This window comes from Lentzea sp. HUAS12, assembly GCF_024125735.1.
GTDB classification, from domain to species: Bacteria; Actinomycetota; Actinomycetes; order Mycobacteriales; family Pseudonocardiaceae; genus Lentzea; species Lentzea albida.
Window position 1 is genome coordinate 7,804,693 of the sequence record NZ_CP099738.1, and the last position, 26,318, is coordinate 7,831,010.

The 26,318-nt window shown below is 67.7% G+C and carries 34 protein-coding genes and 1 tRNA gene; 24 read left to right on the top strand and 11 right to left on the bottom strand.

Annotated features, from left to right (window positions below):
* Window positions 1–27 precede the first annotated feature (27 nt).
* Window positions 28–594: an HhH-GPD-type base excision DNA repair protein gene (locus ND450_RS36475; protein ID WP_089914974.1), complete on the bottom strand. Its 567-nt coding sequence runs from the start codon at window positions 592–594 to the stop codon at window positions 28–30.
* A gap of 187 nt (window positions 595–781) precedes the next feature.
* On the opposite strand from ND450_RS36475, the gene ND450_RS36480 reads away from it, so the two are divergent.
* Window positions 782–1,906, top strand: a complete 1,125-nt coding sequence (locus tag ND450_RS36480; protein ID WP_253322732.1) for a DUF262 domain-containing protein — start codon at window positions 782–784, stop codon at window positions 1,904–1,906.
* Between the two features lie 11 nt (window positions 1,907–1,917).
* Window positions 1,918–2,658 carry an MAE_28990/MAE_18760 family HEPN-like nuclease gene (locus tag ND450_RS36485; protein WP_256557573.1) on the top strand — a complete coding sequence of 247 codons (741 nt, stop codon included), beginning with the start codon at window positions 1,918–1,920 and terminating at the stop codon, window positions 2,656–2,658.
* Between the two features lie 19 nt (window positions 2,659–2,677).
* Here the strand turns inward: ND450_RS36485 and ND450_RS36490 are convergent, their stop codons facing one another.
* Window positions 2,678–3,793: a DnaJ domain-containing protein gene (locus ND450_RS36490; protein ID WP_253322734.1), complete on the bottom strand. Its 1,116-nt coding sequence runs from the start codon at window positions 3,791–3,793 to the stop codon at window positions 2,678–2,680.
* 106 nt (window positions 3,794–3,899) lie between these two features.
* Between ND450_RS36490 and ND450_RS36495 the strand changes: the two genes are divergently transcribed.
* The 3 genes from ND450_RS36495 to ND450_RS36505 all read left to right on the top strand — a co-directional run bounded on the left by ND450_RS36495 (window position 3,900) and on the right by ND450_RS36505 (window position 4,696).
* A tRNA-Ser gene (locus ND450_RS36495) sits at window positions 3,900–3,973 on the top strand.
* A gap of 86 nt (window positions 3,974–4,059) precedes the next feature.
* The gene (locus ND450_RS36500) at window positions 4,060–4,449 is read left to right on the top strand and encodes an MmcQ/YjbR family DNA-binding protein (RefSeq protein ID WP_253328094.1); all 390 of its coding nucleotides are present in this window, start codon (window positions 4,060–4,062) and stop codon (window positions 4,447–4,449) included.
* Window positions 4,436–4,696, top strand: a complete 261-nt coding sequence (locus ND450_RS36505; protein ID WP_089914960.1) for a Prokaryotic metallothionein — start codon at window positions 4,436–4,438, stop codon at window positions 4,694–4,696. Before ND450_RS36500 ends, ND450_RS36505 begins: the two co-directional genes overlap by 14 nt.
* On the opposite strand, the gene ND450_RS36510 is transcribed toward ND450_RS36505, so the two are convergent.
* Entirely contained in the window at window positions 4,693–5,286 is a 594-nt protein-coding gene (locus tag ND450_RS36510) for a TetR/AcrR family transcriptional regulator (RefSeq protein WP_089914956.1), read from the bottom strand. The two genes, ND450_RS36505 and ND450_RS36510, sit on opposite strands and share 4 nt — an antisense overlap.
* An 81-nt stretch (window positions 5,287–5,367) precedes the next feature.
* On the opposite strand from ND450_RS36510, the gene ND450_RS36515 reads away from it, so the two are divergent.
* Window positions 5,368–5,703, top strand: a complete 336-nt coding sequence (locus ND450_RS36515) for a nitroreductase/quinone reductase family protein (RefSeq protein ID WP_089914954.1) — start codon at window positions 5,368–5,370, stop codon at window positions 5,701–5,703.
* 5 nt (window positions 5,704–5,708) lie between these two features.
* Here ND450_RS36515 and ND450_RS36520 read toward each other — a convergent pair whose 3' ends face one another.
* Genes ND450_RS36520 through ND450_RS36530 form a run of 3 tightly spaced genes read right to left on the bottom strand, consistent with a single transcriptional unit; the run spans window position 5,709 to window position 7,817 of the window.
* Window positions 5,709–6,293: an ABC transporter permease gene (locus ND450_RS36520; RefSeq protein WP_253322735.1), complete on the bottom strand. Its 585-nt coding sequence runs from the start codon at window positions 6,291–6,293 to the stop codon at window positions 5,709–5,711.
* A 19-nt stretch (window positions 6,294–6,312) separates the two neighbouring features.
* The gene (locus tag ND450_RS36525) at window positions 6,313–6,771 is read right to left on the bottom strand and encodes a TetR/AcrR family transcriptional regulator (RefSeq protein ID WP_253322736.1); all 459 of its coding nucleotides are present in this window, start codon (window positions 6,769–6,771) and stop codon (window positions 6,313–6,315) included.
* A complete protein-coding gene (locus ND450_RS36530; RefSeq protein ID WP_253322737.1) occupies window positions 6,768–7,817 on the bottom strand; it encodes a medium chain dehydrogenase/reductase family protein in 1,050 nt (349 codons plus the stop codon). The genes ND450_RS36525 and ND450_RS36530 overlap by 4 nt, the downstream gene beginning before the upstream one ends.
* A 110-nt stretch (window positions 7,818–7,927) precedes the next feature.
* Between ND450_RS36530 and ND450_RS36535 the strand changes: the two genes are divergently transcribed.
* Entirely contained in the window at window positions 7,928–8,554 is a 627-nt protein-coding gene (locus tag ND450_RS36535) for a TetR/AcrR family transcriptional regulator (RefSeq protein WP_253322738.1), read from the top strand.
* On the opposite strand, the gene ND450_RS36540 is transcribed toward ND450_RS36535, so the two are convergent.
* From ND450_RS36540 to ND450_RS36550, 3 genes are all read right to left on the bottom strand, one after another.
* Complete coding sequence (locus tag ND450_RS36540) at window positions 8,555–9,499, bottom strand: ribose-phosphate pyrophosphokinase (protein WP_253322739.1); 945 nt, start codon at window positions 9,497–9,499, stop codon at window positions 8,555–8,557.
* Between the two features lie 9 nt (window positions 9,500–9,508).
* Window positions 9,509–9,991: a hypothetical protein gene (locus ND450_RS36545; protein ID WP_245786089.1), complete on the bottom strand. Its 483-nt coding sequence runs from the start codon at window positions 9,989–9,991 to the stop codon at window positions 9,509–9,511.
* Between the two features lie 252 nt (window positions 9,992–10,243).
* Window positions 10,244–11,050, bottom strand: coding sequence for a metal-dependent hydrolase (locus ND450_RS36550; protein WP_256557357.1), 807 nt, complete (start codon window positions 11,048–11,050; stop codon window positions 10,244–10,246).
* A 116-nt stretch (window positions 11,051–11,166) separates the two neighbouring features.
* Here ND450_RS36550 and ND450_RS36555 point away from each other — a divergent pair, with 116 nt between their 5' ends.
* The 13 genes from ND450_RS36555 (at window position 11,167) to coaD (ending at window position 22,591) form a co-directional block, all read left to right on the top strand.
* Entirely contained in the window at window positions 11,167–12,009 is an 843-nt protein-coding gene (locus ND450_RS36555; RefSeq protein ID WP_253322741.1) for an SDR family NAD(P)-dependent oxidoreductase, read from the top strand.
* 79 nt (window positions 12,010–12,088) lie between these two features.
* A complete protein-coding gene (locus tag ND450_RS36560; protein WP_253322742.1) occupies window positions 12,089–13,312 on the top strand; it encodes an NADP-dependent isocitrate dehydrogenase in 1,224 nt (407 codons plus the stop codon).
* Between the two features lie 167 nt (window positions 13,313–13,479).
* The gene (locus tag ND450_RS36565) at window positions 13,480–13,794 is read left to right on the top strand and encodes an SH3 domain-containing protein (protein WP_177229723.1); all 315 of its coding nucleotides are present in this window, start codon (window positions 13,480–13,482) and stop codon (window positions 13,792–13,794) included.
* Window positions 13,795–13,804: 10 nt separating this feature from the next.
* The gene (locus ND450_RS36570) at window positions 13,805–14,023 is read left to right on the top strand and encodes a hypothetical protein (protein ID WP_089914923.1); all 219 of its coding nucleotides are present in this window, start codon (window positions 13,805–13,807) and stop codon (window positions 14,021–14,023) included.
* A gap of 11 nt (window positions 14,024–14,034) precedes the next feature.
* Window positions 14,035–14,829, top strand: a complete 795-nt coding sequence (locus tag ND450_RS36575; protein WP_253322743.1) for an exodeoxyribonuclease III — start codon at window positions 14,035–14,037, stop codon at window positions 14,827–14,829.
* A 47-nt stretch (window positions 14,830–14,876) separates the two neighbouring features.
* Window positions 14,877–15,185 carry a nucleotidyltransferase family protein gene (locus ND450_RS36580; RefSeq protein WP_253322744.1) on the top strand — a complete coding sequence of 103 codons (309 nt, stop codon included), beginning with the start codon at window positions 14,877–14,879 and terminating at the stop codon, window positions 15,183–15,185.
* A 78-nt stretch (window positions 15,186–15,263) separates the two neighbouring features.
* Window positions 15,264–15,407 carry a DUF86 domain-containing protein gene (locus ND450_RS36585; protein WP_371927802.1) on the top strand — a complete coding sequence of 48 codons (144 nt, stop codon included), beginning with the start codon at window positions 15,264–15,266 and terminating at the stop codon, window positions 15,405–15,407.
* A 117-nt stretch (window positions 15,408–15,524) separates the two neighbouring features.
* Entirely contained in the window at window positions 15,525–17,183 is a 1,659-nt protein-coding gene (locus tag ND450_RS36590) for a TIGR03767 family metallophosphoesterase (RefSeq protein WP_253322746.1), read from the top strand.
* A gap of 62 nt (window positions 17,184–17,245) precedes the next feature.
* A complete protein-coding gene (locus ND450_RS36595) occupies window positions 17,246–19,768 on the top strand; it encodes a bifunctional FO biosynthesis protein CofGH (protein WP_256557358.1) in 2,523 nt (840 codons plus the stop codon).
* 123 nt (window positions 19,769–19,891) lie between these two features.
* Window positions 19,892–20,083, top strand: coding sequence for a hypothetical protein (locus ND450_RS36600; RefSeq protein WP_143091559.1), 192 nt, complete (start codon window positions 19,892–19,894; stop codon window positions 20,081–20,083).
* 28 nt (window positions 20,084–20,111) lie between these two features.
* Window positions 20,112–21,161, top strand: a complete 1,050-nt coding sequence (gene trpS, locus ND450_RS36605; protein ID WP_253322748.1) for a tryptophan--tRNA ligase — start codon at window positions 20,112–20,114, stop codon at window positions 21,159–21,161.
* 24 nt (window positions 21,162–21,185) lie between these two features.
* The gene (gene yhjD, locus ND450_RS36610) at window positions 21,186–22,172 is read left to right on the top strand and encodes an inner membrane protein YhjD (protein WP_253322749.1); all 987 of its coding nucleotides are present in this window, start codon (window positions 21,186–21,188) and stop codon (window positions 22,170–22,172) included.
* 8 nt (window positions 22,173–22,180) lie between these two features.
* Window positions 22,181–22,591 carry a pantetheine-phosphate adenylyltransferase gene (gene coaD, locus ND450_RS36615; protein ID WP_253322750.1) on the top strand — a complete coding sequence of 137 codons (411 nt, stop codon included), beginning with the start codon at window positions 22,181–22,183 and terminating at the stop codon, window positions 22,589–22,591.
* Between the two features lie 52 nt (window positions 22,592–22,643).
* Here coaD and ND450_RS36620 read toward each other — a convergent pair whose 3' ends face one another.
* Complete coding sequence (locus ND450_RS36620; RefSeq protein WP_253322751.1) at window positions 22,644–23,915, bottom strand: D-alanyl-D-alanine carboxypeptidase family protein; 1,272 nt, start codon at window positions 23,913–23,915, stop codon at window positions 22,644–22,646.
* Between the two features lie 61 nt (window positions 23,916–23,976).
* Between ND450_RS36620 and ND450_RS36625 the strand changes: the two genes are divergently transcribed.
* Together ND450_RS36625 and ND450_RS36630 are read left to right on the top strand one after the other, a co-directional pair.
* The gene (locus ND450_RS36625; protein ID WP_089914901.1) at window positions 23,977–24,204 is read left to right on the top strand and encodes an SCO4848 family membrane protein; all 228 of its coding nucleotides are present in this window, start codon (window positions 23,977–23,979) and stop codon (window positions 24,202–24,204) included.
* 10 nt (window positions 24,205–24,214) lie between these two features.
* Complete coding sequence (locus ND450_RS36630) at window positions 24,215–24,565, top strand: hypothetical protein (RefSeq protein WP_089914898.1); 351 nt, start codon at window positions 24,215–24,217, stop codon at window positions 24,563–24,565.
* Window positions 24,566–24,662: 97 nt separating this feature from the next.
* On the opposite strand, the gene ND450_RS36635 is transcribed toward ND450_RS36630, so the two are convergent.
* On the bottom strand, window positions 24,663–25,187 hold the full coding sequence (locus ND450_RS36635; RefSeq protein ID WP_253322752.1) for a hypothetical protein: 525 nt from the start codon (window positions 25,185–25,187) through the stop codon (window positions 24,663–24,665).
* Here ND450_RS36635 and ND450_RS36640 point away from each other — a divergent pair.
* Complete coding sequence (locus tag ND450_RS36640; RefSeq protein WP_177229721.1) at window positions 25,180–25,326, top strand: LPXTG cell wall anchor domain-containing protein; 147 nt, start codon at window positions 25,180–25,182, stop codon at window positions 25,324–25,326. The two genes, ND450_RS36635 and ND450_RS36640, sit on opposite strands and share 8 nt — an antisense overlap.
* A 39-nt stretch (window positions 25,327–25,365) precedes the next feature.
* Window positions 25,366–26,280: a hypothetical protein gene (locus tag ND450_RS36645; RefSeq protein WP_253322753.1), complete on the top strand. Its 915-nt coding sequence runs from the start codon at window positions 25,366–25,368 to the stop codon at window positions 26,278–26,280.
* The last annotated feature ends 38 nt before the right edge of the window (window positions 26,281–26,318 follow it).

The following is a 26,318-nucleotide window of genomic DNA, read 5'->3' on the forward strand; positions in this document are numbered from 1 at the left end:
CAGTGCACCAGACGATGAACAGCAGGGCTACTTCTTGGCGGCGGCCTTCGCGGCCTTCTTGAAGTCCCGGACCTCGAGCAGCGACTGCTGGTCGCGCACGTCGGCGACGCTACGTCGGCTTCCTTCGTCCCCGTAGTGCCCGGCGGCCTCGCGCCACCCGTCGGGCGTGACGCCGAACTGTTTGCCCAAAAGTGCGAGGAAGATCTTCGCCTTCTGGTCCCCGAACCCAGGCAAGGCCTTGAGCCGCTTGAACACCGCGGCCCCGTCCCCGTCGGCCCAGATGCGCGTGACGTCCCCGTCGTAGGTGTCGACGACGAACTGCGACAGCGCCTGCACCCGCTTGGCCATCGAACCGGGGAACCGGTGCACGGCGGGCGGCGTGGCCATGACCGCCGCGAAGTCCTCGGGGTCGGCCTCGGCGATGCGGCGCACGTCCAGGCCGCCCATGCGGTCGGCGAGGACCTTGGGGCCGGAGAAGGCCTTCTCCATCGGAATCTGCTGGTCCAGCAGCATTCCGGTCAACAGGGCGAACATGTCCGACGCGAGGAGTGCGTCCGCGTCGGGGTTCTGCGCGAGGCACACCGTGCGGGTCATGGCGTCAAGCTTCTCATAGCGATCCTGTTTCAGCTGGTCCGACTGGGACACTCGCGTTCACGGAGCGAACAACTGAGTTGGACGCGGTTCGCTTCAATAGAGGCCATCCGGGTGAATCGGTGGAAGTTCTGCCAGTCGCTCCGCTAAATTTTCTGCCTCATCCAGTTCAAAAAAGGGGGGCAGGGACATGTCGCAAGCGGACATGTTCGACGTGGATCCAGACGATGAAGTCGAGGATGTCACGGAAGAGCAGTCGGAACCTCTTGTCATTACCCAGGAGGAACGGCGCCTGGTCACTCAGCCTTATGACCTGTCGCTCGCCACGCTGGTCGATGACATCGAGCGCGATCGACTCCTGCTCAATATTGAGTATCAGCGCAAGTACGTGTGGGACAGGGCTAAAGCCAGTCGGCTCATCGAGAGTTTTCTCCTGAACATCCCTGTGCCGGTTTGCTACTTCGCGGAGAACGAAGACGGTACCTACGAGGTCATCGACGGACTCCAAAGAATCACGACCATCCGAGACTTCCTGGAGGGGAGTTTCCCCCTGCGTGGAGTCTCGGTGCTGCACGAACTGGAAGGACTGTCCTACCAGGAGATGTCCGTGAAGGATCAGCGGCGCCTCCAGAATCGTACTGTCAGATGTATCGTTATCACCGAGGACTCCCACCCTGACATCAAGTTCGACGTCTTCGAACGACTGAACACAGGATCCGCCCGTCTCGTTCATCAAGAACTCCGCAACTGCATCTACCGAGGAGATCTGAACAAGTATCTGAAGGAGCTTTCCGGGAAGGAATTCTTTGTTGGGATATTGGGGGGACTTCGCAACCATCGCATGGATTATGAGGAGCTTGCTCTTCGCTTCTTTGCGCTGTACGAGGACTTCTCCGCATATCGTCCACCGCTGAGGCAGCTTCTGAACACCTACATGCGAGTTCATCGCAAGGAGGTGCCGGATGCAGACACTGCAAGGGTTTTTGAGGACACATGCAGGACGGTCGCGCATGTATTCGGCAAGGAGGCTTTCCGTCTGCACTCTAAGGGCGGGAAGTCGCTGGGGGCGTTCAACAAGGCGCTGTTCGATGCGATCATGCTGCCGTTTGCGTTCGCGGATCGGGTCGAAGTGATGAAGAAGGGGAGCGAGGTACGCGAGCTCCGGGAATCGTTGCTTCGAGACGAAGACTTCGGAACTGCGATCGGACGCGCTACGGCCGACCGCTCTCGAATGAGGCTGAGGACACACACCTTCGCTGAAGGACTTGAGAAGATCGGGATCAAGTGCGATCTGCCGCAGATCAAAGTCAAGTGAGTCGCTCGCACATGGTGGTTGGAACTGAGTCTCTTCGGAGCTTCGTCGAAAGCGTCGAGGAGGTAGAACTTCTACTGCGAGCGGATGAAGCGCCGGAAACGTTTCTTCCTTCACCTGGTGAGAGGCGGAAGAGCCGGGAGTTGAAGAACGCTCTGTGTCGTGCCGGCATGGTGATGCTGGTGGCACATTTCGAGGGCTATGTAAAATCAGCGTTGGCGGAATTTCTTGACGAAATCACCAAGGCTAAGCCGCCTTCGCGCCGTCTTCCTGACTCGCTTCTCGAGTTATTCACGAGAGATAGAATTCAAGAGATATTCCATCTCGAGGATGCCGGAGAGAGGATCAACAAAACGCGCAAGCTCTTCAACGTCTTCTCTGACTTGTGGGACGATGACCGATCCGTTAACCCAAGGCTGATGTCTTCTCGCGCGCTGGTGCGCCAATTCACAAACGCCAAGGCGGAGTCTCTAGAAAGCGTGCTCGTGCTAATTGGTGTCGACGACCCCATTGTGCGCATTGAAGGTGTAGTCCGACGCAGGTTGGAGGACAACCTTCATGAGGCGAGTGGTGTGAAGTTGAGTGCGAAACTCCAAGAGATTGTCGAGAAAAGAAACAAGATCGCTCACGGTGACCTAACCGAAAAGCCGACGATTCCAGAGGTGCGCGGATACCTCACCTTCTTGCTGTGTCTTGCTCGCTCATTGGATGAGCTGATCATCGAGCGCATCGGCTACTGCTGCTCACTGCGATGAGGGGCCTGCTCAGCGATGGTCAGGCCCCCGCCACCCGCACCTCCGACACCACCTGCCGCACCAGCACGCGCAACGCCTCCCGGTCAACGGTGGCCGGGTCGTCGGCCAGCCAGTCGCCGATCTCGCTCACGAACTGCTCCGGCGTCATCGGCGGCACGTCGAAGTCCAGGTCGTCGTCGCAGGTGACCTCGCCGGCACGGCTCGGGTAGATGATCAGGGCGCCCCGGATGTCGAGCCACGGGAGGAGTTCGGCGTAGTAGTCGACGCTGTCGAGCAGTTGGGAGCCGCCGCCGCGGAACGGGTGGCCGTTGCGCCAGAGTTCGCCGTCCTCGTCGCAGTAGTAGTGGCCGGGGAGCCACGACTTCGACTCGATGAGGACCAGGCGGCGGCCGCACAGCAGGGCGTGGTCGACGTCGGTGAAGACCGAGCCCGGCCACGCGAGGCCGTGGAAGATGCGCACTCCCGGTAGTTGGGTCATGTACTCCGTGAGCAATCCGGCGGTCAGCCGTTCGCGTCTGTTTTCACCCGGACGGCCGAAAATCGTGTTGCCGTCGTACTCGCCGGCGAACGCTCTTTCTGCTCGTGCGACGGTCATGTAGCGGCGCACCAGTCGGAACGCCCCGTAACCGGCGCCTGCCACCAGGGGGAGCCAGACGGCCAGCAGAAGTGGTGACAGCGTCATCGTCAACGGGATGAGCAGGACGAACCACCCACCGATCGCGGCCGCCGCGGGGGCGTGGCCGAGGCCTGTGGCGGGCACGTAGCGGACGCGCGCGCCCAGGTCGATGCGGTTCCACCACTCCATCGAGCCGAGGTCGACGCGGGGGCGCGGTGCCATGTAGTTCGGGTCGTCGCCGAAGTCGCGCAGCCTGCCCGTGTGACCTGTTCGTCGAGGTCGTGGGCGTGTCTGGGGGCGGACGACCGTCGGGGCCTGGACGGCGGGCCGGTCGTAGTCGGCGCGGCGGACCGGGTCCTTCAGCGTCTCGTAGGCCTCCTGGAGCAGGCGGAAACCGCCAGACGTCCCACCCGCGTCGGGGTGCATGACCTTGGCTAGAGAGCGGTAGGCCGACTTGATCTCCGAGGCACTGGCGCCCCGGTTCACACCGAGCAACTCGTAGTAGTCGATCCCTGGCACGACACCGTCCAGTTCGAGGTTGGTCCGTGAACCTTATTGGGTCCAACACTTTCGCAGGGCATACGGCCCGGACTTCGCCGACTAGTGTGGGACGTGCGGTGGCGATGGGGCCTGTAGCGCAGTGGTCGACGCGCCCTCCGGAACGGAGGGAGAACGCCGGTTCGAATCCGGCCGGTCCCGCTCAGAACGGGGCTTCCGCATTCCTCTGGCACGTCCTTTGTGGACGGACGTGCGGGGTGCAGTATGTCCTGGTGGACGCACTCGACATGCTGCGCGGCATCTGTCTCGCGCTTCCCGGCGTGACCGAACGCCTCAGCCACGGCGAACCCACCTGGTTCGTCCGCGGGAAGAAGACGTTCGTGACGCTCGCCGACCACCACCACGACGACCGCGGCGCGTTCTGGTGCGCGGCGGGTCCCGGTGTCCAGGAGGCCCTGATCGCCCAGGCTCCTGAGCGGTACTTCCGCCCGCCGTACGTGGGCCACCGCGGCTGGCTCGGTGTGTACCTCGACGTCGAGGTCGACTGGGACGTCGTCGCCGATCACGTCGAGGACGCCTATCGGGTGACAGCGCCGAAGAAGCTGGTCGCGGCACTCGACGCTCGAGTTGCCGACCCGGCGGACCTGCCGCAGTCTTCCGCGCATGGCGACCTGTGACGTCTGTGGCAACGACTACTGGATGGCCTTCGAGGTGCGCACCGTCGGCGGCGGCGTGCACACGTTCGACAGCTTCGAGTGCGCGATCCAACGGCTCGCGCCGCGCTGCGAGCACTGCGACTGCCGCGTGATCGGGCACGGTGTGGAGGTGGAGGGCAAGTTCTTCTGCTGCGCCCACTGCGCCCGGTCTGGCTCGTCGGACCTGGGTGCGCAGATCCGCGACACCGTCGGCGCCCACCCGGGCTAGTTCAGCACCAGGTCCAGGCTGAGCGGCACGGGCGGCGGCAGGGCGTCCGTGCCGGTCCGGAACGACTCCAGCAGGTACGCGACGAGGCGCCGTGACGCGGCCACCGCGGCCTCCACCGGCGCGCCCGAAAGTCCGTTGTTGGCCAGGAGCACCAACATCAGGTCGTGCGGTGAGAAGTCCGCGCGCAGTTGACCGCTGTCCTTCGCCCGCTGCACCAACGCGCTGAAGCTCGTCCAGGTCCGGTCGCGCACCTCGGAGTGCAGTTCCGGGAACGAGGCGACGAACGCCGCCGTGAAGCCGCGGTCGCGCACCTGGAGCAGGCAGACCTGTTCGATCACCGTGCAGAACCCGCGCCACGCGTCCGGGTCCTGCATCGCGTCGTCGATGACGGCCTGGCAGTGCGCGAACTGTTCGGTGAAGGCCTCCACGACCAGCGATTCCTTGGTGGGGAAGCGCCGGTACAGCGTCGCGACGCCGACGCCTGCCCTGCGGGCGATCGCGGCCATCGGCACGTCGAGCCCGCGTTCGGCGAACAACTCCCGTGCGACGGTCAATACCCGTGCGCGGTTCTCGCGTGCGTCGGCTCGCATCTGAGACGGTTCGGCAACCACTTCTTCTCACTTCCAGCCAAGCGGATGGGGGTCTCCGCTTAGCAGGCTACGGTCGAGGCCATGAACTTCAAGAGCTCGATCGTGGGCCGCGTCAACAGGGTGGTCGTGGGACTGCGCGACGCGCCGCTCGTCGGGAAGCTGGTGCGCAAGGGCATCACCGTCGTGTCCTACACGGGCCGGAAGTCGGGTCGCACGTTCTCCACACCCGTTGGCTACCAACGCAAGGGTGACACCGTGACCATCCAGGTGATGATGCCGGACGACAAGACCTGGTGGCGCAACTTCAGCGGTGAGGGCGGTCCGCTCACGCTCGAACTCGATGGCACCGAACGGACCGGACACGCGACATCGCACCGTGACGACAAGGGTCGTGTCACGGTGCGAGTGCAGCTGTAGAAGCCTTACGCGGCAAGGCGGCGGCTCTCCAGGAACGCGGCCACGAGGTAGGCGCTGCCGCCCAGCACGGCCAGCACGCCGAACACGCCGGCTCCGGGGACGAACAGCGCCGCGGCGGCGACCAGCGCGAGCCAGGTGCCCAGGTTGTAGTGCAGTGCGATGCCGCGCACGGCGCCCTCGGCGATGTAGATCAGGCCGACGACGATGGCCGAACCGGCGGGCCAGAGCACGGTCTGGAGTTCGGGCTGGTCGAACACCGTGCTCAGACCGGTGACGGCCAGCGCCAGCGCGGCGAAACCGGTGATCCAGGCGGTGCCGACGAGCTTCTCGGCTCGTCGCCGTGCCTCGGACGCGGTTTTCTGCGCTCGCAGCGACGCGCTCATGGCGAAGGCCGTGCCGGCGAGGAGGCCGGTGGCGAGCAACGCGACCGGCAGCCACGCCGGCAGCGCCACCGCGCCGGACCGGGACAGGGCCGAGGCGCCGTGGCCGAAGACGTAGGCGAACGCGAATCCCAGGTAGGCGGCGCGGTTGTCGACCTCGGTGGACGCGGCGGCGGTGGTCGTGGTGGCGGGCAGGGCGGTGGCGTTCATGGCGGAGACCTCCCGGAAGTCAGACGAGTGAAGTGATCAGTCGCGGTGCGACGACGTGGAACTGCGGTGAGCGGCGGATCGAGGAGCGCTGGTCGGCGAGGCCGTGCAGGCCCAGCCAGAACACCAGCGCCCGATCGGGATCAGCGAGGACCTGCGTGAACAACCGCGACGCGGGTTCGGCGAGGTCGGCCGCACCGAACATCACGTGGTAGCGGCGGGGGTGCTCGACGGCGAACTCGAGGTAGGCGAGGCCTGCCTCGTACGGGCCGGCGGCGCCGAGGACGGCGGCTTCGAGATCGCGGAAGGCCTCGTGGCACGTGGCCAGCAGGATGGCTTCGGCGTCGGGGAACAGCGGGTAGATCGACGAGGTGGGGAGACCGGCCTCGCGGGACACGGCCCGCAGCGTGACGGCGCGGTCGGAGTCGACCAGGGCGGTCGCCGCCGTCACGATCAGCTGACGGCAGCCCGGCCTGGTCACTGCCCCGGGACGATGATGACCTTGCCCACGACGGTGCGGGACTCGGCCAGCGCCAGCGCGGCGGCGGCGTCCGGCAGCGGGATGCGCGCGGCGATCTGCGGCGTGACCGCACCGGCCTCGACCAGGTTCAGCACCTGCACGAGGTCGTCGCGCAGACGGGCGCGGAACGCGGCGAGGCGGAAGCGCTTGCCCGCCCAGAAGTTGTAGAAGCCCGCGCGCTTGCCGTTGGGCAGCAGGTTCCACACCACCAGCTGCCCGTAGAGCTTGAGCACCGGCAGCATCCCGCTGCCCGGCTCGTCCTTCGTCGCGGCAGAGCCGTAGTTGACCAGCGCGCCACCGCGGCGCACCAGCTTCCAGGACTCCTTCAGAGAGGGGCCGCCGACGTGGTCGAACACCGCGTCGACACCCTCGGGCGCCAGCTCCCGGATGCGGGCGTACATGTTCGGGTCGCGGTAGTCGACCGGAACGGCGCCGAGCTCGCGGATCGCGTCGAGGTTGCGGGCCGACGCCGTGCCGATCACCTTGATGCCGGCGTGCTTCGCCAGCTGCACCAGCGTGGAGCCGACGCCGCCGTTCGCGCCCAGCACGACGATCGTGTCGCCCCGCTCGACCTTCGCCGTGCGGTGCAGCATCTGCCAGGCCGTGACGCCGTTGACCGCGACGGTCTCGGCGGCGGCCGAGTCCACGCCGTCCGGCACGGGCACCAGGTCGCCGGCCTCGACGATCAGGTGGCTCGCCCACGCGCCGACCTTCGTGACCACGGCGAACCGGTGGCCGCGCAGGTCGCGGTCGACGCCCTGACCAGCGGCGACGACCGTGCCGACGAGGTCGTAGCCGGGCACGAACGGGAACGGCGGCTGGTCGTAGTACTTGCCCAGGCGCATCTGCTGCTCGGCGAAGCAGACGCCGGTGGCCTCCATCCGCAGGACCACCTGGCCCTCGCCCGGCGCCGGCAGGTCGCGGACCCGGACGTGCAGGCCGTCGGGCTCGACCACACCCGGCAGGACGATCTCGGTGGCGCGGGTGGTGGCGGTCGTGGCGTTCATCGTGGCTCCTCGTGTCGGTCCCGGTTGTGCTTACGGACATAAGCTAACGACCGTAAGTTCACGAGCGCAAGACCTAACAGCCATAAACTTTCAGGTGTATGGTTACGACCGTGACGAACACGGAACCGCGCAGGCGCAACCGCCGTGGTGAGGGCGGGAAACTGCGGGAAGAGATCATCGAGGCGGCCGTCGCGCTGCTCGACGAGGGCGGCGACGAACGCGCGGTCACGCTGCGCTCGGTCGCGCGCAAGGTGGGGATCGCGGCCCCGTCGATCTACCCGCACTTCTCCGACCAGCCGTCGATCATGCTGGCCGTCGTGCAGCGGGAGATGGACTCGCTCACGTCCGTCCTGCGCGAGGCCGACAAGAACGCGGCTCCGGACGCACGCGCGCGGCTCTTCGCGGTGTGCAACGCCTACCTGGACTTCGCCCGGCAGCACCCGCAGCGCTACCGGATCATGTTCGGCGGCCTCTGGACGCCGTCGACGGAGGACACGTCGATCACCGACGCCGACCTCGAATCACTGGGCGTGGCGGCGTTCACGCTCCTCGTCGAGGTCCTCGGCGCGTGTGTGGAAGAGGGGATCGCGCACGGCAGCGACGACCTCTTCGGCGACTCGGTGGCGTTGTGGCTCGGGCTGCACGGCCTCGCCCACCAGCGGGCCGTGGTGCGCAAGATGCCGGGACCGGACGACGTCGGAGACCGCCTGATCACGGCACTCGCGCACCTGAAGTGACTAGGGGGCCTCGAACAGCGTCGACACCGACTCGCCGACGTTGATCCGCCGCATCGCCTCGGCCATCGCCGGCGCGATCGACAGCACCCGCAGCTTCGGCACGTGCTTGTCGGCCGGGATCGGCACGGTGTTCGTGGCGACGATCTCCAGCACGTCGTCGAACGCCTGCAGCCGGTCGAGCGCCCCGGACGAGAACAGCCCGTGCGTGCACGCCACCCGGATCGGCCCGGCACCGCGCTCGCGCAGCTTGTCCAGCAGCTCGATCACCGTCGAGCCCTTGGCGATCTCGTCGTCCAGCACGATCACGTCCCGCCCGGCCACGTCGCCGATGACGGTCGAGATCTGCACCTTGTCGTCGGCGAACCGCTGCTTGGCGCCGGCCGCGACGGGCACGCCCAGGATCCGGGCGAAGTGCGCGGCCTCCTTGGCGTTGCCGAGGTCCGGCGACACCACGACGGTGTTCGACAGGTCGTACTTCGAGAAGTGCGCCGCCAGTTCGCGCAGGGCGTGCAGGTGGTCGACGGGCACCGAGAAGAACCCGTGCACCTGTGGTGAGTGCAGTGTCATCGCCAGCACCCGCGACGCGCCCGCGGCCACCATCAGGTCGGCGACCAGGCGGCCGCCGATCGAGATGCGGGGAGCGTCCTTCTTGTCCGAACGCGCGTAGGCGTAGTGCGGCAGGACGACCGTGGTCCTGGCCGCCGAGGCGCCGCGGGCGGCGTCGAGCATCAACAGCAGCTCGACGAGGTGCTCCTGCACCGGCGGGACGAGCGGCTGGATCAGGAACACGTCCCGCTCGCGGCAGTTCGCCTGCAGCTGCACCTCGAGGCAGTCGTTGGCGAACCGGGTCAGGCGGCTGGGGGAGAGGTCGACGCCGAGGTGGCCGCAGATCTCGGCGGCGAGTGAGGGATGGGCAGAACCACTGAAGACAGCGATATCACGCACACGCCGAAACTAGTCGATGACCAGCACCAACTTGCCGTCGCGGAAGAACGGCGTGAGGTTCCCGCGCGTGTCGACCGTGTGCGTGTCACGCGGTAGAACGGCCTCGATGGCCGTGAACGCGAGGATGTCGGACACGCCATGACGACCGCGCAACGACCGTTGGCCTTGGAATCGCAGAGCGCGCCCCTCGCGGCGGTACTGATGAGCCTCGGCAGCAGTGGAGGCGCCCACTCGGAGCGCCTCCGGGCCTACCAGGCGTCCCGAGGACGCACCGCGTACAGCGACGCCGAAGCCCTGCGCGACCAGGGACGTCACCACCGCGTCGGACGGGGCCACGGGTACGAGGAAGGACATCGCGTAGTGGCCGTCGACCTCGTGCACCGCGACCGTTCGGGCCGTGGTCAGCACCGTGTCGTGCAGCTCCAACGCGATCTTCTCCGCTTCCCAGCGGTTCTCGTAGCCGGCGTCGATGCCGACGTAGGTGCTGGTCACCTGACCTCCACTCGCGCGGATCCCGATGTGTCCGCCTGCGGTTCGAACCCCGCATGCTGCCAGCGCGGCTCAGAGGACCGCTCGACCTTCACATGTGGCGTCGACAACGTTTCGAACGGCTGACGTGGGGGAACGCCGACAACGATGTCTGCCTCGGGCACGTTCGATCCTCCACACGCCGGTCCGGTTCGTGGAGGCTAGACCGATCGGGTGAGACTCAGGTAGCCGCTGAATGGCTGGAAGTGAAACGTTTTACACCGGGAGCAGGTCGACCCAGTCCAGGAACGGCAGCGCGCCCGTTCCCTGCAACGCCGCGAGCCCGAGCCAGATCGACAGGACCGTCACGATCGGCCCCACGATCGCCATCTCCACGACGCCACCGGTCTTCATCCGCATGATCTTCGGCGGCGCCACCGGGTACCAGGTCTTGCCGAAGATGGGGATGGGCCACAGGATCGGGCAGCCCTGCTCGGTGATCGCGTCGCCGACGTAGTGCGCGAAGCACCCGACGCCGACCGCGATCCCGCACGCCGCGGCGGACGCGCTCGTCTGCGAGGTCCACGCGATCATCGCCCACGTGATGCCCGCGGACACCACCGTGATCAGCAGCGCGTCCTGCTTGGGGCACCAGTCGTTCATGATGCCGCGCACCGCGAGGCCCGCGAACACGAACATCAGCACGGGCAGCGCCCACTTCTGGCTGTTCTGCACGACCGCGGTGGTGAACACGGCGGCGAACAACGCGAAGACGAGCGTGTGCGTGAGACCGCGATGTCCGCCATCCCGCTTGGAATCCCGCTTCAGACGCGTTGTGCGGTAGACGAAGCTGCTCAACGCGTTGATGCCCGCGGACAGGCCGCTGCTCAGTGCTCCGAACGTGCGCGAGATGGTCGATCCGGGGTGGTCGAGGTCGGGCAGAAGTGCTGCTCCGGTGGCCAGAACCGCCCCCACGGCCCAGCTTTGCGGCGTGAGCTGGCCGATCGGGTGACTCGACGCGATCGCGGTGACGGCGCTCCAGGCGAGCAGTCCACTCATCGCATGTGTTGGCCCAGTTGACACTTACGCCCCTTCTGGTGATCACCCGTCCGTGGGAAACAGTAGTCGTTCGGTATCAAGCGCCACGGCAGCAACTCCATATCCGCGGACAACTGATTTCCGACGGATGGAGCACGGACATGGCGCAGGTGTGGCTCATCACCGGCAGTTCCCGCGGCGTCGGCCGCAAGACCGCGGAGGCCGTTCTCGCCGCCGGGCACCGGCTCGTCGCGACCGCACGGGACCCGCGCGCTCTCGACGACCTCGTCTCTCAACACGGCGACCGGGTCAGATCTGTTGCACTCGACGTCAGAGATTCCGCTCAGGCGCGTGAGGCCGTGGCGACCGCGGTGCGCGAGTTCGGGCGGCTCGACGTCGTGCTGAACAACGCGGGCGCCGGCCGGGTCACGTCGATCGAGGAGTGCTCCGAGGAGGACTTCCGCGACCAGCTGGAGGTCAACCTGTGGGGCGCCGTCAACGTCACCCGCGCCGCGCTGCCGGTGCTCCGCGCGCAGCGGTCGGGGCACTTCCTGCACGCAGGCTCGACCGCGGGCCACACCGCGCTGGGCGGCGGCCTCGGCCCTTACGTGATGTCGAAGTTCGCGCTGCGCGGGTTCAACGAGACGCTCGCCGCCGAGTGCGCGCCGTTCGGGGTCCGCTCGACGCTGATCGAGCTCGGCGGCATGCAGACGGACTGGACCGGCAGCTCCCTGGTGGTGACCGAGCACGGACCGGACTACGTTCCGTCTGTCGGGGTACTTCTCGGCATGGTCCGCGGCGCGGACGGCAACATGCCCGGTGACCCGGCCAAGGCGGCGAAGGTCATGCTCGACGTGGTAGCCATGGACGAGCCGCCGCTGTGTCTGCTGCTGGGCAGCGACGCGGTGGATATGGTGCGCCTGGCAGACCAGGCACGGACTGCGGAAATCGACAAGTGGGAGCACGTGAGCCGGTCGACCGACCGCGATCCTGAATCGGTGTAACCAGGGTCGCAGGCGCGGACGGACGGTTTACCAGTACGCTTGTCTTGCTTGCATCGTCGCGAGAGGAGCGCCCGGAGTTATGGGCAAGATCAAGGTTCAGGGCACCGTCGTCGAGCTCGACGGCGACGAGATGACCCGGATCATCTGGCAGTTCATCAAGGACAAGCTGATCCACCCGTACCTGGACGTCACTCTGGAGTACTACGACCTGGGCATCGAGCACCGGGACGCCACGGACGACCAGGTCACGATCGACGCCGCCAACGCCATCAAGAAGCACGGCGTCGGCGTCAAGTGCGCCACGATCACGCCGGACGAGGCGCGCGTCGAGGAGTTCGGCCTCAAGAAGATGTGGGTCTCGCCGAACGGCACGATCCGCAACATCCTCGGCGGTGTCGTCTTCCGCGAGCCGATCATCATCTCGAACGTCCCGCGCCTGGTCCCCGGCTGGACGAAGCCGATCATCATCGGCCGTCACGCGCACGGCGACCAGTACAAGGCCACCAACTTCAAGGTGCCCGGCGCCGGCAAGCTCACGATCACGTTCCAGCCGGAGGACGGCTCGGACCCGATCGAGCACGTCGTCACCGAGTTCCCGGCGGAGGGCGGTGTGGCGATGGGCATGTACAACTACAACAAGTCCATCGAGGACTTCGCCCGCGCCTCGTTCTCCTACGGCCTGCAGCGGGGCTACCCCGTCTACATGTCGACGAAGAACACGATCCTGAAGGCCTACGACGGCGCCTTCAAGGACATCTTCCAGCGCGTGTTCGACGAGGAGTTCAAGGCGGAGTTCGACGCCAAGGGCCTCACCTACGAGCACCGCCTGATCGACGACATGGTCGCCGCCGCGATGAAGTGGGAGGGCGGCTACGTCTGGGCGTGCAAGAACTACGACGGTGACGTCCAGTCCGACACGGTCGCGCAGGGCTTCGGCTCGCTCGGCCTCATGACGTCGGTCCTGATGACGCCGGACGGCAAGACGGTCGAGGCCGAGGCCGCGCACGGCACCGTGACGCGTCACTTCCGCCAGCACCAGGCCGGCAAGCCGACCTCCACGAACCCGATCGCGTCGATCTTCGCGTGGACCCGCGGCCTCATGCACCGCGGCAAGCTGGACAACACCCCCGAGGTGATCCGCTTCGCCGAGGCGCTCGAGTCCGTCGTCATCGAGACGGTCGAGGCCGGTCAGATGACCAAGGACCTGGCCCTGCTGATCAGCAAGGACCAGGAGTGGCTGACCACCGAGGACTTCCTCGCCGCGCTCGACGAGAACCTCAAGAAGAAGATGGCGTCGTTCTGATCCGCGCCCTCTGAGAAAAGCCACCCCGGTCACTCCGGGGTGGCTTTTCTCGTTGCGCGTCACCCGGTCGGTTCCTCTTGCGGGTGGTTGCCGCCGCAGGCCGTCCTCCTTGCCGTTTTTGCCGCTATATCTGCTGCTTGAAGCAGTTCGCGGTTCGGGAGGGCGTCATGCTGGGTGTTCCGGTCAGGGGTCTGATCGTGATTGGGGTGCTGGGCGTCGCCGGCGTCATGTACGCGGTGAACGGCGGCAAGCCGATGGACAGCGGCGACAAGTCCGCCGAGATCTGCAAGGTCACCGTGACCGCGGACATCCTCAACGTCCGCTCGGGCCCCGGCGACATGCAGCCGATCGTCTCGACCATGCCGCGCGACGCCGTCACCGACGCCCAGGCGAGGGTGGAGAACGGCTACCGCATGCTCAGCGACCGCCGCTGGGTCAGCCAGTCCTTCGTAGCGCTGACCAGCGATTCCACCTGCAAGTAAACTCGGGCGCATGCTGCGCAACATGTTCCGGTGGGGCAGAGGCAAGAGCGTCACGCAGTGCTCCTGCGACCCCGAGTGGCAGGGCCTCTACACGGAGATCGACGGCCAACGCCAGCTCGCCCTGCCCCGCGACGAGATGGCCACCCTCGTCGCGTACCTGGACCTCACCGCCCACTGCGCGCGCTGCGACGCCGAGTACCCGAAACCCTGGGGCCTGGCCTCCAAGTAGGCTCCCTCGTCGTGCTCACGGTCTCCACGGTCAACGTCAACGGTCTGCGCGCGGCGGCGAAGAAGGGCTACCTCTCGTGGCTCGCTGCTTCCTCCGCTGATGTGGTGTGCCTGCAGGAAGTCCGCGCCGAACCTTCCGAGCTGGCTGCTGATGTCCACTCGCCTGCCGGCTGGCACGGCGTGTACGCGCCTTCTTCTTTGAAGGGCCGCGCTGGTGTTGGTGTGCTCTCGCGCGTTGAGCCCACCTCTGTGCGTGTGGGCTTCGGTGTTGCGGAGTTCGAGGCGAGCGGCCGGTACGTGGAGATCGAGCTGCCCGGTGTGGTGGTTGCCTCGTTGTACCTGCCGTCCGGGGACGTGGGCACTGCGAAGCAGGACGAGAAGGACCGGTTCATGGCCGCGTTCCTGCCGTACCTGGTGTCGTTGCGGGAGAAGGCGGCGGTTTCCGGGCGTGAGGTGCTCGTGTGCGGGGACTGGAACATCGCGCACCAGCAGGCGGATCTGAAGAACTGGAAGACGAATCAGAAGGAGTCCGGGTTCCTGCCCTATGAGCGGGAGTGGATGACTTCGGTGTTCTCGTCCGGGTACCACGACGTGGTCCGGTCCTTGCACCCCGATGTGGCTGGGCCCTACTCGTGGTGGTCTTACCGGGGGAAGGCGTTCGACAACGATTCCGGGTGGCGGATCGACTACCAGGTCGCTACCGAGGGGTTGGCTGGGCGGGCCTCGTCGGCTGTGGTGGAGCGGGCGGCGACTTATGCGGAGCGTTGGTCGGACCACGCGCCGGTCACCGTCGTGTACTCGGACTGACCTGACGCCCCGGATCGGGCACAATCGTGTCCGAGGAGGTGACGAGGGTGCACGAGGTAGTCGCGGCCAAACTAGGCGAGATCGAGGACCTGTGCCGGACGCTGAAGGTCCGGCGACTCGACGTGTTCGGATCCGCGACCGGTGATTCGTTCGACGTGACGACCAGCGATGTGGACCTCCTCGTCGACTTCGAGGCTCAGGACGACTTCGACCACTTCGGCACTTACTTCGCGCTGAAGGAAGGGCTGGAGCGGATCCTCGGCAAGCCTGTCGACCTGGTCGTCGACGGCAGCATCCGCAATCCCTACTTCCGCCGGCAGGTCATGGACACCAAGGAAAACCTGTATGCGGCGTGATCACCGCACGGCGAGGCCCTGAACAACCTGTCGAAGGCCTCTCCTGACCTCGCTGCCTCCATACCGGACCTGCCCCGCATCGTGGCCTTCCGCAACATCCTGATCCACGGCTACGCCAGCGTGAACGACACGCTCGTGTGGCAGGTGCTCACCGAGAAACGCCCGCAACTCGAGGAGCAGTTGCACCAACTGCTCGCGGGCCTGGGCAGCGACACAGACTGATCCGACTGGCCCAGCCCGACCAGCCTTTATCGCTCTTGTCACCCACCTGCCCCCTCGATTCCACCCACCCGCTCCCTGAACATGAACACGATTCACCATCGATGAATCGGGGGCGGCATGACAGGGTTCAACCGGCGGTCCTTCCTCCTGGCGATGGGCGTGGGCGCGGCAGGCGTGCCCCTCCTCGACCGCCAAGCGTTTGCGTCAACGGCGGGCACCACGCTGGAGGCCACGGCCACGCCGACCGGCACCGGCGGCTACCGCAGGCTCCAGGCCGGGCCGGGCTGGCCGACGGTCGTCCGCAGTGACCTCATCCAGGCCAAGCCGAACCGGGAGGCCCGCAGGAAGGCGCTGACCAGCTTCGTGCAGTTCAGCGACATGCACATCTGCGACGCGCAGAGTCCGCTGCGCTTCGAGTACCTGCACCCCGTCCTGGGCTCCAGCGCGCACCGGCCGCAGGAGGCGCTCACGACGCAGGGGTCGACGAGCCTCGTGAGAAGGGTCAACGCCGTCAAGAACGGGCCGCTCACCGGTCGGCCCTTCGACTGCCTCGTGACGACCGGCGACAACACCGACAACCACGAGAACGTCGAGCTCGACTGGTTCCTCACCGTCCTCAACGGCGGCCGCATCACGCCGAACACCGGTGACAGCAGGTACGAAGGTGTGCAGAACGCGGGCATCAGCACGTTCTGGCAGCCCGACCTGAGCGGCGCGGACGACTACAAGGCCAAGGGCTTCCCGCGGTTGCCGGGGCTGCTCGACGCGGCGGTCCGCGAGTTCAGCAGCCCCGGCCTCGACATCCCCTGGTACGCCACGATCGGCAACCACGACGACAGCGTGGTCGGGGCGTTGCCGGACGGGCTGCTCGACGGCTGGTACACCGGGCGCAAGAAGATCGTCGGGTTCGGTGACCCCGTGCAGAACGCCAAGGTCGCCCAGGCGTTCCACGACCCCAAGGCGATACCGGAAGCGATGGCGATTCTCGGGACGAGTGGTGTTGTCCGGACCGTGACGCCTGATGACCGCCGACGGCTGTTCACGACTGGTGAGTACGTGCGAAAGCATTTGCCGTCGGGTGGTCACGGGTACACGGATGCCAACGCGGATGGTGTGGACGTCTTCTACACGTTCCGGATGGCGCCTGGTGTCACGGGCATCAGCATGGACACCACGAACCTCGCAGGGTTCTCCACGGGCTCGATAGGGCTTCATCAGCTCAACTGGATCGAGCGGACCCTCAAGCGCAACAGTTCGCTCTACTACGACTGGCTCGGGTTGCCGCAACGGCAGAACGTCACCGACGAGTTGTTCGTGCTCTTCAGCCACCACACCTCCACGACGATGGGCAACGTGCTGCCGGACAAGCGCAGGCCCCTGGACCCGCGCATGAACGGCGACGCGCTCCTCAACCTCCTGCACCGGTTCCCGAACGTGCTGGCGTGGGTCAACGGCCACACGCACCGCAACGTGATCACGCCGCACCGGCACGCCACGCCGTCGCGGAGCTTCTGGGAGATCAACACCGCGGCCCACGTCGACTACCCGCAGCACGCCCGCGTGATCGAGGTCGCGGACAACGGGGACGGCACGTTGTCGCTGTTCACGACCTTGCTGGAGGCTGACGCGCCCTATCAGGTCGACTACGACGACCGCAGCGATCAGGGGCTCGCCAGCCTGTGCCGCGAGTTCACCTACAACGACATCCACTCGCGCACGGACCCGCTGGGCACGCCGCTCGACCGGAACACGGAACTGCTGGTCGCGGTGCGGTGAAGTGGGATGTCCCACAGCCCGTCCCACCTGATCAGGAATTTCGGCGGCCTAAGGTCGTTGACGTGGCAGTGGACATCTCGCTAACCCCACCGCAGCCCCGTCCGAGCGCGGCGGCCATGAGGCGTGCTCTGCGCCGGGCCTCCGACGGTGCCGTGCTCGACGCGACAGAGGCCGCCGTGTTGCTGCACGCGCGCGAGGACGACCTCGACGCGTTGCTCACCGCGGCGGGCAAGGTGCGGGATGCGCACCTTCTCGCCGAGGGGCGCGCTGGGATCGTCACGTACAGCCGGTCGGTGTTCATCCCGCTGACGAGACTGTGCCGGGACCGGTGCCACTACTGCACGTTCGCGACCGTGCCGCACAAGGTGCCCGCGGCGTTCCTCGAACGCGACGAGGTGCTGGCGATCGCGCGCGCCGGGGCCGCGCAGGGCTGCAAGGAAGCGCTGTTCACGCTGGGCGACCGGCCGGAGGACCGCTGGCCCGCCGCGAAGGAGTGGCTGGACGCGCGCGGGTACGAGTCCACTTTGGACTACGTGCGGGCGAGCGCCATCGCGGTGCTGGAGGAGACCGGGCTGCTGCCGCACCTCAACCCCGGCGTGCTGAGCTGGGAGGAGCTGACGCGGCTGCGGCCCGTGGCGTCCAGCATGGGCATGATGCTCGAGACCACCGCGGAACGTCTCTGGAGCGAGAAGGGCGGTCCGCACTACGGCAGTCCCGACAAGGATCCCGCCGTCCGCCTGCGGGTGCTGACCGACGCCGGTCGCGTGAACGTCCCGTTCACCACCGGGATCCTCATCGGCATCGGCGAGACGATCACCGAACGCGCCGAGTCGTTGCTCGCGATGCGTCAGATCGCGAAGCAGTACGGGCACATCCAGGAAGTCATCATCCAGAACTTCCGCGCCAAGCCGGACACGGCGATGCGCGGCATGCCCGACGCCGACCTGACCGAGCTCGCGGCCACGATCGCCGTGGCGCGCCTGGTGATGCCGTCGACCGTGAGCGTGCAGGCGCCGCCGAACCTCGTCGGCGGCGAGTTCGACCTCATGCTCCGCGCGGGCGTCGACGACTGGGGCGGCGTCTCGCCGATCACGCCCGACCACGTGAACCCCGAGAAGCCCTGGCCCCAGGTCGACCAGCTCGCCGACATCACCCGCCAGGCCGGTTTCTCCTTGCAGGAGAGGCTGAACGTCTACCCGCGCTACGTCCGCGCGGCCGCGGGGCAGTGGATCGACACGAGGCTCACGACGCACGTTTCCGCGCTGGCGCTGGAGAACGGCCTCGCGAACCCGGACGCGGAGGTCGTCGGCCGCGAGTGGCAGGAGCCCGACGGCGGCCTCGACACCTACGGCCGCGCCGACCTCAACACCGCGATCGACACCGAGGGCCGCACGAGCGACCGCCGCGGCGACTTCGACGAGGTCTACGGCGACTGGGACGAGCTGAAGATCCCCGTTGCGCCGCAACGACTTTCCGAAGACGTCCAACGTGGACTGAAGATCGCCGCGAACGACCCCGGCGCGATCCTCGACGACACCGACGCCGCCATGGCACTCCTCACCGCGGACGGCGACGCACTGGAGGAGATGGTCAAGCTCGCCGACGACCTGCGGCGAGAGGTGGTCGGCGACGACGTCACGTACGTCGTCAACCGGAACATCAACTTCTCCAACGTCTGCTACGTCGGCTGCCGCTTCTGCGCCTTCGCCCAGCGCGAGCGCGACGCGGACGCCTTCAGGCTGAGTGCGGAGGAGGTCGCCGACCGCGCGCAGGAGGCGTGGGACGACGGCGCCACCGAGGTCTGCATGCAGGGCGGCATCGATCCCAAGCTGCCGGTGACGTACTACGCCGACGTCGTGCGCGCGATCAAGAAGCGCATCCCCGGGATGCACGTGCACGCGTTCAGCCCGATGGAGATCGTCTCCGCGGCGGCCAAGGCGGGCGTGAGCGTCCGTGAGTGGCTCACGGATCTGAAGGAAGCCGGCCTCGACACGATCCCCGGCACGGCGGCCGAGATCCTCGACGACGACGTGCGGTGGGTGCTCACCAAGGGCAAGCTGCCGACCGCGACCTGGCTCGACGTCGTCGGAACGGCCCACGAGCTGGGCATCCGCTCGTCCAGCACGATGATGTACGGCCACGTCGACCACCCCGGCCACTGGCTCACGCACTTCCGCGTCCTCGCGAAGCTCCAGGACCGCACCGGCGGGCTCACCGAGTTCGTCGCGCTGCCGTTCGTGCACCGCAACGCCCCGATCTACCTGGCCGGCGTCGCCCGCCCCGGCCCGTCCCGCCGCGACAACCGGGCCGTGCACGCGTTCGCACGGTTGGCGCTGCACGGACGCGTCGACAACATCCAGTGCTCCTGGGTCAAGCTCGGCGACGAGGGCACCGCGGAGATCCTCAACGGAGGTGCGAACGACATCGGCGGCACGTTGATGGAGGAGACCATCAGCCGCATGGCAGGCTCGGAGCACGGGTCGGCGCGCACGGTGAGTGAGCTCGAGACCCTGGCTTCACTAGCAGGGCGTAACGCCCGTCAGCGGACTACGACATATGGGCGAGTGCGAACCGATCATCAGTGACCGATAGTCTGAATCGGCGCGTAGACGCTACCGGTGATCGGTAGCTTGGCGGCCATTCAGTCAGCGAGGTTCACCCGTTCCGGGGTGGATCTGTGCCATGGGGAGGCTCGGCAAGTGCACGGCATGAGTCTTGTAGTGAGCGCCGCGGTCGAGAGCAGCATGACCGGCACGGCCGCTGGACCCGTCGGCCTGATCGCGGTCACCGCGGGCGTCGGCGGTCTGGTGTACGGCCTGGTGAAGCGCCGCAAGCCGGCCCCGGTCGTCGCCGCGAACCAGCGCATCGACCTCGTCCAGCAGGACACCACGCAGAACTGATCCACCCCGGTCTGAGAAGATTTCGTCCGTGTCCACGGAGAACGCGCCCGCAGAAAGCACCACCGCAAGCACGACCGCGCCCGCGAAGCGCCACCGCGTCCTGTCCGGCATCCAGCCGACGGCCGGGTCGTTCCACCTCGGCAACTACCTGGGTGCGGTGCGGCAGTGGGTGGCCCTGCAGGAGGCCCACGACGCGTTCTACTGCGTCGTCGACCTGCACGCGATCACCGTGGAGCAGGACCCGAAGACCCTGCGCCAGAACACCCGCGTCTCGGCCGCCCAGCTGCTCGCGCTGGGCATCGACCCGGACCGCGCGACGCTGTTCGTGCAGTCCCACGTCCCGGAGCACGCCCAGCTCGGTTGGGTCATGCAGTGCATGACCGGCTTCGGCGAGGCGTCGCGGATGACGCAGTTCAAGGACAAGTCGGCGCGCCAGGAGCAGTCCGTCGGCGTGGGCCTGTTCACGTACCCGATCCTGCAGGCCGCGGACATCCTGCTGTACCAGGCGCACTACGTGCCGGTCGGCGAGGACCAGCGCCAGCACCTGGAGCTGACCCGCGACCTCGCGACGCGCTTCAACTCGCGTTACGGCAAGACGTTCCGGCTGCCCGAGGCGTACATCGTCAAGGACACGGCCAAGATCTTCGACCTGCAGGACCCGACGTCGAAGATGAGCAAGTCGGTGCCCGGCGGTGTCGTCGAGCTGCTGGAGGACCCGAAGCGCTCGGCCAAGAAGATCCGGTCCGCGGTCACCGACACGGGCCGCGAGATCGTCTTCGACGTCGAGAACAAGCCGGGTGTCTCGAACCTGCTGTCGATCTACTCGGCGCTCACGGACCGCACGGTCGAGTCGCTGGTGCGGGACTACGACGGCAAGGGCTACGGCGACCTGAAGAAGGACCTCGGCGAGGTCTTCACCGAGTGGGTCACGCCGGTGCAGGAGCGCGTGAAGACGTACCTCGACGACGTGGCGTCGCTGGACAAGATCCTCGCCCGTGGCGCCGAACGCGCCCGTGAGGTGGCGTCCGGGACGTTGCGCCGGACGTACGAGAAGATCGGCTTTGTTCTGCCTGAGTAAGGCAGGTGCATTAGCGTCTTATGCGTGGACAAGTGGCGGCGGAAGTACGCATGGCTCGACCACATCATGCGTGCGTATGAACGGTTCGACCAACGGTACGGAACACAACACGCCGCTGCGGTGACGTACTTCAGCGTGCTCTCGCTCGTGCCGATCCTGATGATCGGGTTCGCGGTCGCCGGTTTCGTGCTGCAGTCGCAGCCCGACCTGCTGGCCAGCCTGCGGTCCAGCATCGCGGAGGCCGTGCCGGACGAGGGCCTGCGCACCCAGATCAACGAGGCCGTGGACACCGCCCTGCAGTCCAAGGGCACCGTCGGCATCATCGGTCTGCTCGGCGCCGCGTACTCCGGTCTCGGCTGGATGAGCAACCTCCGTGACGCCCTGACCGCGCAGTGGGGTCAGGCGAAGGGGGAGCTGCCGTTCCTCGGCACGCTGTGGCGCGACCTGCTGTCGCTGCTCGGTCTCGGCCTGGCGATCGTGCTGTCGTTCGGCATCACGGCCGTCGGCACCGGCTTCGCCGAGCTCGTCCTGCGGTGGGTGGGCCTGGAGGAGGCCGGCTGGGCGCGGGTGCTGCTGCGGATCGGCACGATCGTGCTGTCGCTGCTCGCGAACTGGCTCGTGTTCCTGTGGGTGCTGTCGCGGCTGCCGCGCAAGCCCGTCGGCTGGCGCAGCGCGGTCAAGGGCGCGTTCGCCGGCGCGGTCGGGTTCGAGATCTTGAAGCAGACGGCGACGATCTTCCTGTCGTTCACGACCAAGTCGCCGACCTCGGCCGCGTTCGGGTCCGTGATCGGTGTGCTGGTGTTCGCGAACCTGGTGGCGCAGTTCATCCTGTTCATCACGGCCTGGACGGCCACGGCGAAGGAGAACGTCGAGCCGGAGGTCGTGCAGGCGCCGCCGCCCGCGGTGATCCAGCCCGTCGTCTCCGTGCGCGAGGGGCCCTCGCCGTCGCTGATGCTGGGAGCAGGGGCGGTGGCCGGAGCGCTGCTCGGTTTCCGCTGGCGCCGCAAGTAGGCCCGGCCGTGCGCGCCGTGTTCCCCGGCTCCTTCGACCCCGCGACGCAGGGCCACCTCAACGTCGTGCGGCGAGCCGCGGGCATGTTCGACGAGGTGGTCGTGTGCGTCCTGACCAACCCGGCGAAGACCGGGCGGCTTCCCCTGCCCGACCGCCTCGCCCTGCTGGCAGAGCTCACCGCCGACCTGGCGAACGTGCGGGTGGACTCGAGCGCCGGACGGCTGCTGGTCGACTACTGCCGCGAGGTGGGCGCCGGCGTGGTCGTGCGGGGCGTGCGCGGCGGTGGCGACCTGGCGCACGAGCTGCCGATGGCCGCGGCGAACCGCGACCTGAGCGGCATCGAGACGCTCTTCCTCCCGGCCGACTCCGGGTACGGGCACATCTCCTCGACGCTCGTCGTCGCGGCCTCACAGCGGTAGTGCACGAGAACGGCCCCGGCGCGGGTGCGCCGGGGCCGTCGTCTTTCGTGCCTCAGACGCCCTGTGCCGCCTGCTGCTGGGCCTGGCGGCGTGCCCGTGCCGCCTTGGCCCGCTTGTTGCGGATGAAGAGCACCAGACCGGCCAGCAGGCCGAGGCCCGCGACCGCCGTGATCGGGAGGCCGACGGTGCCGAACGCGGTCGGCGTCGGGCGGCCGGTCTCCGGGTCGGTGGTCGCGGCGGTGTCCTGGCTCTCGTTGCTGCTCTGCGTCGGGACGACGTTCGGCTTCGGCTGCGGCGCGCCGTCGACGAGCTTGCCGACGCCGCCGGGGCCCATCGCGAAGCCGTAGTCGAGCAGCTTGGCCGCCTGGGCGTCGATGCGCGTGGGCGTCTGCTGGCCGCGCAACAACACCACGACGAGGCGACGGCCGTTGCGCTCCGCCGCGCCCACGTAGGTGTGCTGGGAGTCGTCGGTGAAGCCGGTCTTGCCGCCGAGCGCGCCCTGGTAGTTCGCGAGCAGGCGGTTGTCGTTCTGCAGCATGATCGTTCCGCCGTTCTTGCCGGGGAACTGCGACTGCGGCAGCTTGATGGCCTGCGCGAACTCGTCGTACTTCATCGCGCCGCGGAAGATCAGGGCGACGTCGTAGGCCGAGGTGCTGGTGCCGGGGCCGTCGAGGCCGGACGGGGTGACGGCGCGGGTGTCGAGGGCGCCGAGCTCCTTGGCCATGGCGTTCATCTTGCGCAGGGCGTTCGGCACGCCGCCGAGCTGACGGGCCAGCGTGTGCGCCACGTCGTTGCCCGAGGCGAGCAACAGGCCGTGCAGCAGCTGGCGGACGGTGTACTGGCCACCGTCGCGCAGACCGACGCAGGTGCACTCCTGCGCGATGTCCTCGGCGCTGGCGGTGACGACCAGGTCGCCCCGCAGTTCCTTGGCGACGACCATCGCCAGCAGCACCTTCATGATGCTGGCAGGGCGCTGACGGCCGTGCGGGTCGTACGCGGCGATGACGGCGCCGCTGTCCATGTCCGCGAGCAGCCACGAGGCGGCGGTGGTGCCGCTGGGCGGCTGTGCCGAGTTCGGCGGCAGGATCAGGCCGCACTCGCCGAGCCGGTCACCGCCGATCGGGCTCTCGGGCACCTCGAGCGGCGTCGGGGCCTTCTGGCCGGGCGCGGGCTGCTCGGACGTGTCCACCGGTGGCGGCGGGGTCTCGCGGTTAGCGCACTGCGCCGAGCCGGCGGCCTGCTGTGCGGTGCTCGTCGGTGCGGCGAACGCGGCGGTGGCCGTTGCTAGGACCAGGGCGACGATGAGCCGTTTTGGGAAGGGCACACGTTCAGGCTATCCACCCCCGTTCAGCCGCTTGCACCCAGCACGTCCGATACTGGGCGGCGTGAAGCTCTCGCGCCCGATGTCACTCTTCCTGGTGGCTTTCGGTGTGTGGTCGTGGGTGATCTGGCCCACGTTCCTGAAGAACATCTGGAAGGACCCCCGTTCGTTCAGCGACGGACCTACCGCGTTCTTCACCGTGCACCTGGTGCTCGTGATCGCCTCGCTCGTGTTCGGCACGGTCATCGGCGTGCTGGGCGTGCGGGGATACCTGGCCACCCGACGTCGATAAGGAAAAAGCTGTGGAGTTCGTACGCCTGCTGCTGGTGTTCCTGCACCTGCTGGGCATGGGCATGCTCGTCGCGATGATCATGTTGCAGGCCAAGGCCGGCAAGGACGCGCCCGTCAACAAGGGATGGCTGCACGGTGCGGCTCTGCAGCTGCTGACCGGTGTCGCGCTGGTGGGCATCGACCCGCTGGTCGACTCCGTGAAGTACGACCACGTCAAGATCGGCGTGAAGCTGCTGGTCGTCGTGGCCATCGCCGTCGTCGTGGCGATCAACGTGAACAAGCCGAAGGCGCCGTCGTGGCTGCTGCCGACGGCCGCGTCACTGGTCGTGCTGAACATCGGGGTCGCGGTCTTCTGGACCTGATCGGGCGATGTCACCCGCACTGCCGGGTGACGTGGGCGTGCTTTTGACCCGGTGTGTTGTACCCGCGCGCCACCATCCGAGGTATGTCACGTATCGCCTATATCGGTGTGCTCGCCGCCGGGGCAGTGTTGACGCTCGTCTCACTGCACGGTGCCGCCCCGGAGGCCTCGGCCTCCGGGGATGGCCAGGTGTGCGCCGCTGCGTGGTGCCCGAAGGAACATCCGGGATGGCGTGCGCCGTCGCCGAGAGGTGAAGAGCCTCCGACGTCGTCCACGACCACCCCGCCGACCACGACCACCACCCCGTGCACGACGACCACGACACCGCCGGTCACCACCACAACGGAGTACACGACCACGACGACACCACCGGTGACCACCACCACGGAGTCGACGACCACGACCACCACTACGTCGTCCACCACCACGACGACCGATTCGACGACGACCACGCCGCCGTCATCCACCACCACGACGACGACCGGCTCGACGACCACCACCCCGCCGTCGTCGACCACGACACCGCCGGTGACGACCACGACGTCCGGCACCACCACACCGCCGGTGACGACCACGACGAAGCCGTGGCTCACGACGCCGCCGCAGACCACCACCGTGGTCACACCTCCGGTCCACCAGGACAACCGCCTGGCCAACACCGGCACCTCGCCCGTGTGGACGCTGCTGCTCGGCGTGCTGATGCTCGTCGGCGGCTCGATCCTGATGGTCTTCGACCGCGCCAGGCGCCAGCCGCGGCGCTGACCGCCGCACACTGTCGGTGGTCCTCGTCACACTGGTGACGTGCGAATCGAACACCTGCGCGAACGCAGCGATCTCGGAGTCATCAGCACCACCACCCTGAAGTCCTTCGGGGTGGCCGATCCGTGGCGGAGGTGCGCCTCGGGCGGGCCGTGGCAGCGCATGTACCCAGGCGTCGTGCTGCTGCACAACGGCCCGCCCACTCCGGACCAACACCTCACCGCGGCCCTCCTGAGAGCAGGCCCGGGTGCGGTGGTCACGGGTTCCTGGGCCTGCCGCCGCCACGGCCTCCCGGCCCACTCGCCGGAGATCCACCTCCTGGTACCCGGCACCGCGCGCGGCAGCGGCTCCCTGGTCCTCGAACGCGCCTCACCGATGCCACCATCATCCGACGTGGGCGGCTTCCCGGTGGTGTCCGCGGCACGAGCCGTGGTCGACGCGTGCCGCTTCCTGCGCTCTGTGGACGAGGCCACGGCCCTGGTGGCCGCCGCCGTCCAACGGCGCCTCTGCACGCCCGACGAGTTGCGCGTGGAGGCCCGCACCAACCGCTACGGCACCAAGCTGGCCCGCGAGGTCCTCCGCGACCTCGGCCGCGCGGAGTCGGTGGCAGAACGGGACGCCCGCCGCCTCTCCCGCAAGATCCGCCTGACGACCCCGCACTGGAACGCGACGATCGCGGACGCGTCCGGCCTCGTGATCGCGAGACCAGACGCCTGGTACGACGACGTGGGCCTGGCCTGGGAGATCGACTCACGCGCCTTCCACCACGGCCCACGCGACTACGAACGCACCCTCGCCCGCAACTCGCGCTACGCCGCCGCCGGGATCCTCGTGGTGCAGACCCTGCCGACCCGCCTGCGGGACTCGCCGGAGGCTGTGGCTCGGGAGTTGAGGGCGGCGCATCTGGCGGCAGCGGCGAGGCCTCGGCCCGCGGTGCAGGTGGTGGAGATGCGCTGAGAGGTGGGGGCGCTGACAGGTGGAGCCGCCGATGGGAG

What these genes read in the sequence shown, in the direction of transcription:
- ND450_RS36475 (WP_089914974.1), bottom strand. Translation starts at nt 594, where the DNA reads ATGACCCGCACGGTGTGCCTCGCGCAGAACCCCGACGCGGACGCACTC.
- ND450_RS36480 (WP_253322732.1), top strand. Translation starts at nt 782, where the DNA reads ATGTCGCAAGCGGACATGTTCGACGTGGATCCAGACGATGAAGTCGAG.
- ND450_RS36485 (WP_256557573.1), top strand. Translation starts at nt 1,918, where the DNA reads ATGGTGGTTGGAACTGAGTCTCTTCGGAGCTTCGTCGAAAGCGTCGAG.
- ND450_RS36500 (WP_253328094.1), top strand. Translation starts at nt 4,060, where the DNA reads ATGCTGCGCGGCATCTGTCTCGCGCTTCCCGGCGTGACCGAACGCCTC.
- ND450_RS36505 (WP_089914960.1), top strand. Translation starts at nt 4,436, where the DNA reads ATGGCGACCTGTGACGTCTGTGGCAACGACTACTGGATGGCCTTCGAG.
- ND450_RS36510 (WP_089914956.1), bottom strand. Translation starts at nt 5,286, where the DNA reads ATGCGAGCCGACGCACGCGAGAACCGCGCACGGGTATTGACCGTCGCA.
- ND450_RS36515 (WP_089914954.1), top strand. Translation starts at nt 5,368, where the DNA reads ATGAACTTCAAGAGCTCGATCGTGGGCCGCGTCAACAGGGTGGTCGTG.
- ND450_RS36520 (WP_253322735.1), bottom strand. Translation starts at nt 6,293, where the DNA reads ATGAACGCCACCGCCCTGCCCGCCACCACGACCACCGCCGCCGCGTCC.
- ND450_RS36530 (WP_253322737.1), bottom strand. Translation starts at nt 7,817, where the DNA reads ATGAACGCCACGACCGCCACCACCCGCGCCACCGAGATCGTCCTGCCG.
- ND450_RS36555 (WP_253322741.1), top strand. Translation starts at nt 11,167, where the DNA reads ATGGCGCAGGTGTGGCTCATCACCGGCAGTTCCCGCGGCGTCGGCCGC.
- ND450_RS36560 (WP_253322742.1), top strand. Translation starts at nt 12,089, where the DNA reads ATGGGCAAGATCAAGGTTCAGGGCACCGTCGTCGAGCTCGACGGCGAC.
- ND450_RS36565 (WP_177229723.1), top strand. Translation starts at nt 13,480, where the DNA reads ATGCTGGGTGTTCCGGTCAGGGGTCTGATCGTGATTGGGGTGCTGGGC.
- ND450_RS36570 (WP_089914923.1), top strand. Translation starts at nt 13,805, where the DNA reads ATGCTGCGCAACATGTTCCGGTGGGGCAGAGGCAAGAGCGTCACGCAG.
- ND450_RS36590 (WP_253322746.1), top strand. Translation starts at nt 15,525, where the DNA reads ATGACAGGGTTCAACCGGCGGTCCTTCCTCCTGGCGATGGGCGTGGGC.
- ND450_RS36600 (WP_143091559.1), top strand. Translation starts at nt 19,892, where the DNA reads ATGAGTCTTGTAGTGAGCGCCGCGGTCGAGAGCAGCATGACCGGCACG.